We start from the raw sequence: 2,987 nt of genomic DNA, 5'->3' as shown, positions 1-2,987 counted from the left end.
AATATGAAGGTGGAGTACTTCGTTTATCAGTTCCTAAATCTGATATGAAACAAATAGAAAATACTTCTACAATAAGTATTGAATAATATTAAATGAGAAATCCGAAAGGATTTCTTTTTTAAAAAAGAAATTAGCACTTAAGTATTGACAGTGCTAAAAATATGAATATAATAAAATTAGCACTAGGGATAAAGGAGTGCTAAAAAGGAGAGTGATAACATGGATATCGAAAAATTTACAGCCAAAATGCAAGAGGCTATTCAAAAGGCAAGTCAATTAGCTTTAAATGATAAGCATCAAGTAATTGACATTGAACATGTACTGTATGTTTTATTAAATGATAGTAGTGGTATTTTTCCAAGAGTGTTATCTAAATTAAATAAAGATAAAAATCATTTTATTCAAGTTTTAGAACAAAGGTTAAATCAAAAACCAACTTTAGAAAATGTTGATGTCAATAGTATGAGAATAAGCTATAGTTTAAATGATTTACTTGCTAAGGCAAATAGTCAAATGACATCTTTTAAAGATGAATACATGTCTGTTGAACATGTGATTATGGCGTTATTTGAGATAAATGAAAATTGGGTTAAAGATTTATTAAACCAAGAAGGTATGAATAAGAAAGAAACGAAAAAGGTAATATTAGAAATGCGAGGTGATCATATGGTTGATAATCCAAATCCAGAAAATACTTATGAAGTATTAGAAAAATATGGACGTGACTTAACAAAAGATGTTGAAAATGGAAAATTAGATCCAGTTATTGGACGTGATGATGAAATTCGTCGTGTGATTCAAATCTTGTCACGTAAAACAAAAAATAATCCAATTTTAATTGGTGAACCAGGTGTTGGTAAAACTGCTATTGTTGAAGGATTAGCATGGCGTATTTATAAAAATGATGTTCCTATTTCTTTACAAAATAAAACATTGTATGAACTTGATTTAGGTTCACTTGTAGCGGGTGCTAAATATCGTGGTGAATTTGAAGAAAGATTAAAAGCGGTTTTAGGTGAAATTAAAAAAGCTAATGGAAATATTATCTTATTTATTGATGAAATCCATCAATTAGTTGGTGCTGGTAAAACAGATGGTGCGATGGATGCCGCTAACTTATTAAAACCAATGTTAGCTCGTGGTGAACTTCATTGTATTGGAGCTACCACTTTAGATGAATATCGACAATATATTGAAAAAGATGCTGCTCTTGAAAGACGTTTTCAAAAGGTACAAGTAGATGAACCAACGATTGATGATAGTATTGCTATTTTACGTGGTTTAAAAGATTCTTTTGAAAGACATCATGGTGTTAAAATTAATGATAGTGCAATTATTGGTGCAGTTAATTTATCACAACGATATATTACAGATCGTTTCTTACCAGATAAAGCAATCGATTTAATTGATGAAGCGTGTGCTTCTATTCGTATGGAAATTGATTCTTTACCAGAAGAATTAGATGGTATTACACGTGAAAAGAATCGATTAGAAATGGAAAGAATTTCAATTGAAAAAGAAGATAGTAATGAGGACAATGTAAAACGTTTAAATGATATTAAAGAACGTATTGCTTCTTTAACTGAACAAGAAACTGCTTTAAAAGCAAAATGGAAAGAAGAAAAATCTTCATTAGATCATATTAAAGAATTAAAAAATCAAAAAAATAAACTTATTGCTATGCAAGATAAATATATGCAAGAAGGTAATTTACAAGAAGCTTCTAAACTTCAATATGGTGATATTCCAAAAATTACTAAAGAAATTGCTGAATTAGAAGCTAAAGAATCTGATGATGCATTACTTCAAGAAAAAGTAACAGTAGATAATGTCTCAGAAGTCATTTCAAGATGGACAGGTATTCCTATGAATAAGTTAATGGCTTCTGAACGTGAAAAATTATTAGCTTTAGATGATACTTTAAAAGTACGTGTTATTGGTCAAGATGATGCGATTACTAAAGTAACAGATGCTATCTTACGTAGTCGTGCTGGTATCAATGATGAAGAAAAACCAATTGGATCATTCTTATTTTTAGGTCCAACAGGAGTTGGTAAAACTGAAGTTGCGAAAGCTTTAGCAGAACAATTATTTGATACTGAAAAGAATATTGTCCGTATTGATATGTCTGAATATATGGAAAAATTCAGTGTCTCTCGTTTAGTAGGAGCTCCACCAGGATATGTTGGATATGAAGAAGGCGGACAATTAACAGAAGCTGTAAGACGTCATCCTTATAGTATTGTATTATTGGATGAAATTGAAAAAGCACATCCTGATGTTTTTAACATCTTGCTTCAAGTCTTAGATGATGGACGTATTACAGATAGTAAAGGTAATACAGTAAGCTTTAAAAATACAATTATTATCATGACAAGTAATATTGGTTCTCAATATTTATTAGAAGGTAATAATGAAGAAAATAGAAAACTTGTAAAAGAAGAATTAAAAGCTCACTTTAAACCAGAATTCTTAAATCGTATTGATGAAATTGTTATGTTTAATTCATTAGATAGTTCAGTAGTAAGAAAGATTATTGATAAATTCATTGGTCAATTAGTACATCGTTTACAAGATAAAAAGATTACGATTTCTTTAACTGATCAAGCTTATCAAATGATTCAAGAAGAAGGTTTTGATCCAATTTATGGAGCAAGACCATTAAAGAGATTTATTCAATCTCAAATTGAAACAAAACTTGCTAAAGAAATTATTAAAGGAACAGTGCATCAAGGACAACATGTTGAAGTTGATTATCAAGATGGTTTTGTTTTAAAAGCACAATAATGATGAAGTAGCTATAGAAAGCTACTTCTTTTTTTATTTACATTTAGAAAATAAAAGATAGCTAAGTATGAAAGTCATACTTTTCTTTTTGAAATTATAGGAATATAAATAAAAATGTAAAATTGTTTTTTCTTAGGGAAATATTATCCCGTCTTTGACAGTTAAATAGGAAAAAAGAGTGGAACCCATTGGTATCAGTG

1 protein-coding gene is annotated in these 2,987 nt (G+C 29.2%); it reads left to right on the top strand.

The window, feature by feature from the left end; all coding sequences use genetic code 11:
• Window positions 1-219: 219 nt before the first annotated feature.
• Window positions 220-2,787, top strand: a complete 2,568-nt coding sequence (clpB, locus tag ACLVEP_RS09735; RefSeq protein ID WP_412584502.1) for an ATP-dependent chaperone ClpB — start codon at window positions 220-222, stop codon at window positions 2,785-2,787.
• Window positions 2,788-2,987: the final 200 nt, after the last annotated feature.

It is taken from the genome of Faecalibacillus sp., assembly GCF_047023275.1.
Taxonomy (GTDB): Bacteria; Bacillota_I; Bacilli_A; order Erysipelotrichales; family Coprobacillaceae; genus Faecalibacillus.
The sequence above is the reverse complement of the archived record's forward strand: the minus strand, read 5'-3'. Positions and strand labels throughout refer to the sequence as shown.